This is a genomic window from Actinocrinis sp., from assembly GCF_035946395.1.
In the GTDB taxonomy this organism is placed as follows: Bacteria; Actinomycetota; Actinomycetes; order Streptomycetales; family Catenulisporaceae; genus Actinocrinis.
Genome location: NZ_DASYZI010000275.1, coordinates 1 through 6,060 on the forward strand (window position 1 = coordinate 1; position 6,060 = coordinate 6,060).

The 6,060-nt window shown below is 67.9% G+C and carries 4 protein-coding genes and 1 pseudogene; all 5 read left to right on the forward strand.

Annotated elements, in window-relative coordinates:
* Positions 1–1,282 (forward strand): annotated as a pseudogene (locus VGS97_RS16820) (hypothetical protein); the annotation flags it as partial.
* A gap of 478 nt (positions 1,283–1,760) precedes the next feature.
* Positions 1,761–2,135, forward strand: coding sequence for a 30S ribosomal protein S12 (gene rpsL / locus VGS97_RS16825; RefSeq protein WP_211469825.1), 375 nt, complete (start codon positions 1,761–1,763; stop codon positions 2,133–2,135).
* Positions 2,135–2,605 (forward strand): 30S ribosomal protein S7, encoded by a 471-nt coding sequence (rpsG, locus tag VGS97_RS16830; protein WP_211469824.1) that lies wholly within the window; start codon positions 2,135–2,137, stop codon positions 2,603–2,605. Before rpsL ends, rpsG begins: the two co-directional genes overlap by 1 nt.
* 132 nt (positions 2,606–2,737) lie before the next feature.
* Positions 2,738–4,846: an elongation factor G gene (gene fusA / locus VGS97_RS16835; protein ID WP_326854497.1), complete on the forward strand. Its 2,109-nt coding sequence runs from the start codon at positions 2,738–2,740 to the stop codon at positions 4,844–4,846.
* A 79-nt stretch (positions 4,847–4,925) separates the two neighbouring features.
* Positions 4,926–6,060: elongation factor Tu (tuf, locus tag VGS97_RS16840; protein WP_326854498.1), on the forward strand; the 1,135-nt coding region annotated here is incomplete at its 3' end.

Consider the following 6,060-nt stretch of genomic DNA (forward strand, 5'->3'; position numbering starts at 1 on the left):
GCCCTGGTCGCGTACCGCCGACTGGGGGCGGCAGATCAGCGGGGCACTGGCCGCGTTGCACTCGGTCGGGCTGGTGCATGGCGCACTCGGGCCGAACAGCGTCGCGATTCACGATGACCGGCGGGTGAAGATTCTCGACGCGGGGCTCAGTGCGGCGGGGGACGAGGATGAGGGGAGCGAAGGTGAGGGGGATGAAGGTGAGGGCTGGGGCGCTGACACTGTCGTGGGCGGTGGCGTGGATGTTGGAAATGGTGGTGTTGAGGGTGACGTTGGTGTAGGCGGTGAGGGGGAGCCGGGTCGGGGAGAGCCGGACGGGGGCGAGTCGGGTGAGGGAGAGTCGGGGGCGGGAGGGGCGGGTGAGGTAGCGCGAGCCGAGGCGGTGCAGGTCGAGACGGTACAGGTCGAGGTGGCGCGAGTCGGGGTGATGGCGGGGGGAGAGAGCGAACGGGGCGATCAGGTCGGGTGGGGGCTGCCTGCGGGAGCTGCCGACGACATGTACGCGCTTGGGTTCCTGCTGTGGGAGGCGACTGTCGGCTCAGCGCCTGACTTCAGGGCGCAGGATGCTCGTGCGCTCGATGAGCAGCCGCTGCGGCAGGCGCGTGTCCCGGCTGAGATGGTCGCGGTGCTTGTGGAGATGCTCGACGCGGATCCCGCTCGGCGGCCGACGGCGGCTGCGGTGGAGCAGCGCTTCGGACCTTACGCGGCCACCGAACGTGTTACGGACACGCTGCCGCAGGTCGAGCCGGTTCCGGACAAGACCCGGGTGATCGTGCCCACGCCGACGGTCGGACCCGCTGAGCTGACCGGGCTTCCGCGGCGCGTCGGGCCCGCGCGTGTCGACGCGGCGGCGTTGGAGGCCGAGCGTGAGCGGCGGCGGCGCCGGGGGCTGCTGGTCGGCCTGGCACTGCTGCTCGCCGCGATTGGGGCGGGCGTCGCGGTTTTGCTGGCCAACCTGGATCGCTCGACCAGCACGAATCCGGGCCTCGGCAATACCGCCACGCCGTCGACCAGCCCCCCTACGGTTACGCTGCCCAGCGCTTCGCCGAGCCCGAGCCCGAGTCAGGTACAGACCAGTTCAGCCCCTGCGAGCAGTGCCGCACCGAGTAAGTCGCCGAGTCCTTCCGCGTCCCCGAGCCACTCCGTGTCGCTTAGCCCGTCGGCTGCCACGTCGTCCCCCGGCCCGAGCGGGAGCACTTCGCCGAGCGCTACGTCTACAGGGCTGGCGGGGCCTGGTTCCAGTGCCAGCAGCAGCGCTAGTCAGGCACCGCCGCCGCATCAGTGAGCCGGTGTATCCGGAGCCGCTGTGCGATGGTGCGATAAGGAATTTGTGCACGCGTCTCGGCATGCGAGAATGAATTGGGTGTGGGCGAGGCAGCCGATGCCGCCATCGTCGGCGCCGTGTGGCTGGTCGTTTTGACCGGAGGCACGGCCCGTCGGTACGCTCTCACCTTGTGCCTGGGGTGTCCCCGGCTGTCCGTGCGCGCGCATATTGCGGATACGCAGATGTGACTCGCGACCAGTCCCGCGTGGGACCGCACGGAGCTCTCATAAGCGGAGCGACCCATGGGAAATGGGTTCGGGCCCTGTGAGGGCAGCCGCGACACACCCGACCGCGTGGGTCGGAGAATCCGGACATCGGGCAAATACCGGGTGCAGCACCAACACAACAATTTCGCCAGAGGAACGCCTGGCCGCCGCTCTGCCCGCGAGGGTACGGCGCTACGGCCGAAGGCTTGGCATGATCGGAATACGGAGTAGTAGTGCCCACGATCCAGCAACTGGTCCGCAAGGGCCGGCAGGACAAGGTCACCAAGACCAAGACTCCTGCACTCAAGGGCAGCCCGCAGCGGCGCGGTGTGTGCACCCGCGTCTACACGACCACCCCCAAGAAGCCGAACTCGGCACTGCGGAAGGTCGCGCGCGTGCGGCTGTCCAGCGGCATCGAGGTCACCGCGTACATCCCCGGAGTCGGCCACAACCTCCAGGAGCACTCGATCGTGCTCGTGCGCGGCGGCCGAGTCAAGGACCTTCCCGGCGTCCGCTACAAGATCATCCGCGGTTCCCTGGACACCCAGGGCGTGAAGAACCGCAAGCAGGCTCGTAGCCGCTACGGCGCCAAGAAGGAGAAGAAGTAATGCCTCGGAAGGGCCCAGCCCCGAAGCACCCGGTCGTCATCGACCCGGTCTACAACTCTCCGCTGGTCACCTCGCTGGTGAACAAGGTCCTGCTGGACGGCAAGCGCTCCACCGCCGAGCGCATCGTGTACGGCGCCCTGGAGGGCTGCCGCGAGAAGACCGGCACCGACCCGGTCATCACGCTCAAGCGCGCCCTGGAGAACGTCAAGCCGGCCATCGAGGTCAAGTCCCGCCGAGTCGGCGGTGCGACCTACCAGGTCCCGGTCGAGGTGCGCGCCGGACGCTCGAACACGCTCGCGCTGCGCTGGCTCGTCACCTACTCCCGCGCCCGCCGCGAGAAGACGATGACCGAGCGGCTGATGAACGAGCTGCTGGACGCGTCCAACGGCCTCGGCGCCTCGGTCAAGCGGCGCGAGGACACGCACAAGATGGCCGAGGCCAACAAGGCCTTCGCGCATTACCGCTGGTGACAACGGTAATCATGGGCGGCGTACCGCTCGTAGAAGCGGTGAGCGTCGGCCACAGCACGCTGGTAAGCGATCAGCGCCGACCGCTGGCAGCCGACACACCTTTTTCCGACTCGCGAAAGTAGACGAGCCCCCATGGCCACGAACGCCGCGCTCGACCTCGCAAAGGTCCGCAACATCGGCATCATGGCGCACATCGACGCCGGTAAGACCACCACGACCGAGCGCATCCTGTACTACACCGGGATGAGCTACAAGATCGGCGAGGTCCACGACGGCGCCGCCACCACCGACTGGATGGAGCAGGAGCAGGAGCGGGGGATCACCATCACCTCCGCCGCCGTCACCTGTCACTGGAAGACCGACGAGGTCGACCACACCATCAACATCATCGACACCCCGGGCCACGTGGACTTCACCGTCGAGGTCGAGCGCTCGCTGCGTGTCCTCGACGGCGCGGTGGCCGTCTTCGACGGTGTCGCCGGTGTCGAGCCGCAGTCCGAGACGGTCTGGAACCAGGCCAACCGGTACGGCGTGCCGCGCATCTGCTTCGTCAACAAGCTGGACCGCACCGGCGCGGAGTTCCACCGCTGCGTCGACATGATCGTGACCCGGCTCAACGCCGTGCCGCTGGTCATGCAGCTGCCGATCGGCGCCGAGGCGGACTTCAAGGGCGTCATCGACCTGGTCACCATGAAGGCGCTGGTCTGGAACCCCGAGGCGAAGCTGGGCGAGATGTACGACGTCGTCGACATCCCGGCCACGCACATCGAGGCCGCCGCCGAGTGGCGCGACCGGCTCATCGAGACCTCGGCCGAGGCCGACGAGGAGCTGATGGAGCTGTACCTGGAGGGCACCGAGCCCACCATGGAGCAGCTCTACGCGGGCATCCGCCGCGCCACCCTGGCCTCCGCGGTCACCCCGGTCTTCTGCGGCACCGCGTTCAAGAACAAGGGCGTGCAGCCCCTGCTCGACGCGATCGTGCGGTACCTGCCGTCCCCGCTGGACGTCGAGGCGATCGACGGCCACGCGGTGAACGACGAGGAGACCGTCATCCACCGCAAGCCGTCGGACGACGAGCCGCTCGCGGCGCTGGCCTTCAAGATCATGACCGACCAGCACCTGGGCAAGCTCACCTTCGTCCGGGTGTACTCCGGCCGGCTGGAGACGGGCACCTCGGTGCTCAACTCGGTCAAGGGCCGCAAGGAGCGCATCGGCAAGATCTACCGAATGCACGCCAACAAGCGTGAGGAGATCCCCGCGGTCGGCGCCGGCGACATCGTCGCGGTGATGGGCCTGAAGGACACCACCACCGGCGAGACGCTCTGCGACAACGCGCACCCGGTCGTGCTGGAGTCGATGAACTTCCCGGCTCCGGTCATCTCGGTGGCGATCGAGCCGAAGACCAAGAGCGACCAGGAGAAGCTCGGCACCGCCATTCAGCGGCTCGCCGAGGAGGACCCGTCGTTCCAGGTCCGCACGGACGAGGAGACCGGCCAGACGATCATCGCCGGCATGGGCGAGCTCCACCTGGAGATCCTGGTGGACCGCATGCGCCGCGAGTTCAAGGTCGAGGCCAACGTCGGCAAGCCGCAGGTCGCCTACCGGGAGACCATCCGCAGGGCGGTGCCGAAGGTCGAGTACACGCACAAGAAGCAGACCGGCGGCTCCGGCCAGTACGCGCGCGTCATCATCGGCATCGAGCCGATCGAGGGCGGCGAGGGCTACGAGTTCGTCAACTCGGTCACCGGCGGCCGCATCCCGCGGGAGTACATCCCGTCGGTGGACGCCGGCTGCCAGGAGGCCATGGAGTTCGGCGTGCTGGCGGGCTACCCGCTGGTCGGCGTCAAGGTCACCCTGCTCGACGGCGCGTACCACGAGGTCGACTCCTCGGAGCTCGCGTTCAAGATCGCCGGTTCGATGGCGTTCAAGGAGGCCGCCCGCCAGGCGAGCCCCGCGCTGCTCGAACCGATGATGGCGGTCGAGGTCACCACGCCAGAGGACTACCTCGGCGACGTGATCGGCGACCTGAACTCCCGCCGTGGCCAGATCCAGGCCATGGAGGAGCGGTTCGGCGCCCGGGTCGTCAAGGCCCTGGTCCCGCTGTCGGAGATGTTCGGCTACGTCGGCGACCTGCGGTCGAAGACGTCCGGCCGGGCCTCCTACAGCATGCAGTTCGACTCCTACGCCGAGGTTCCCAGGAACATCGCGGAGGAGATCGTGAAGAAGGCGCGCGGCGAGTAGCCCAAGCCGATCCACCGTTAATGCGCCCGTCCGCTCAGCCTGAGCGGGCGGGCACCGCACCCGTCCACAGGAGGACATCGTGGCGAAGGCGAAGTTCGAGCGGACTAAGCCGCACGTCAACATCGGCACCATCGGCCACATCGACCACGGCAAGACCACGCTGACCGCGGCGATCACCAAGGTGCTGCACGACAAGTACCCGACGCTGAACCAGGCCTCTGCCTTCGACCAGATCGACAAGGCTCCCGAGGAGCGTCAGCGCGGCATCACCATCTCCATCGCGCACGTCGAGTACCAGACCGAGGCGCGTCACTACGCCCACGTCGACTGCCCGGGTCACGCGGACTACATCAAGAACATGATCACCGGTGCCGCCCAGATGGACGGCGCGATCCTGGTCGTGGCCGCCACCGACGGCCCGATGCCGCAGACCAAGGAGCACGTCCTCCTGGCCCGCCAGGTCGGCGTCCCCTACATCGTTGTCGCCCTGAACAAGGCCGACATGGTGGACGACGAGGAGATCCTGGAGCTCGTCGAGCTCGAGGTCCGCGAGCTCCTCTCGGACTACGAGTTCCCGGGCGACGACCTGCCGGTCGTGCGCGTCTCGGCGCTCAAGGCGCTCGAGGGCGACAAGGAGTGGGGCGACAAGCTCCTCGGCCTGCTCGACGCCGTGGACGAGTTCATCCCGCAGCCGGAGCGCGAGACCGACAAGCCGTTCCTGATGCCGATCGAGGACGTCTTCACGATCACCGGTCGTGGCACCGTCGTCACCGGTCGTATCGAGCGCGGCGTGGTCAAGGTCAACGAGACCGTCGACATCGTCGGCATCCGTCCGACCAAGCAGACGACCACCGTCACCGGCGTCGAGATGTTCCGCAAGCTGCTCGACGAGGGCCAGGCCGGTGAGAACGTCGGCCTGCTGCTCCGCGGCACCAAGCGCGACGACGTCGAGCGCGGCCAGGTCGTCGTGAAGCCGGGTTCGATCACCCCGCACACCGACTTCATCGGCCAGGCGTACATCCTGTCCAAGGACGAGGGTGGCCGGCACACGCCGTTCTTCAACAACTACCGTCCCCAGTTCTACTTCCGGACGACGGACGTGACCGGCGTGGTCACCCTGCCCGAGGGCACCGAGATGGTCATGCCGGGCGACAACACCGAGATGACGGTCAAGCTGATCCAGCCGATCGCCATGGAGGAGGGCCTGCGCTTCG

Coding starts and splice junctions, on each gene's coding strand:
- rpsG (WP_211469824.1), top strand. CDS start 2,135: ATGCCTCGGAAGGGCCCAGCCCCGAAGCACCCGGTCGTCATCGACCCG.
- fusA (WP_326854497.1), top strand. CDS start 2,738: ATGGCCACGAACGCCGCGCTCGACCTCGCAAAGGTCCGCAACATCGGC.